General features: G+C 65.2%; 1 protein-coding gene. It reads right to left on the reverse strand.

Annotated features, from left to right (window positions below; all coding sequences use genetic code 11):
* Window positions 1-233, reverse strand: a 233-nt coding sequence (locus tag HU729_RS25625) for a hypothetical protein (RefSeq protein WP_186711935.1), incomplete at both ends; no start/stop codon positions are given.

Consider the following 233-nt stretch of genomic DNA (forward strand, 5'->3'; position numbering starts at 1 on the left):
TCGCCGCCCAGCTCGAAGAAGTTGTCGGTCACGCCAATCGGCGAAACCTTCAAGACTTCCTCCCAAATCGCCACCAGGCGTTTTTCCAGCACGCTGCGCGGTGCCACCTGGCGTGCCGGAGCACTGGCCTGCGGCGCTGGCAGTGCCTTGCGGTCGAGCTTGCCGTTTGGGGTCAGCGGCAGGCGTTCGAGGAACAGCCAGTGGGTCGGCACCATGTAGTCCGGCAGGGTCTG

The organism is Pseudomonas sp. RW10S2, from assembly GCF_014268985.1.
In the GTDB taxonomy this organism is placed as follows: Bacteria; Pseudomonadota; Gammaproteobacteria; order Pseudomonadales; family Pseudomonadaceae; genus Aquipseudomonas; species Aquipseudomonas wayambapalatensis.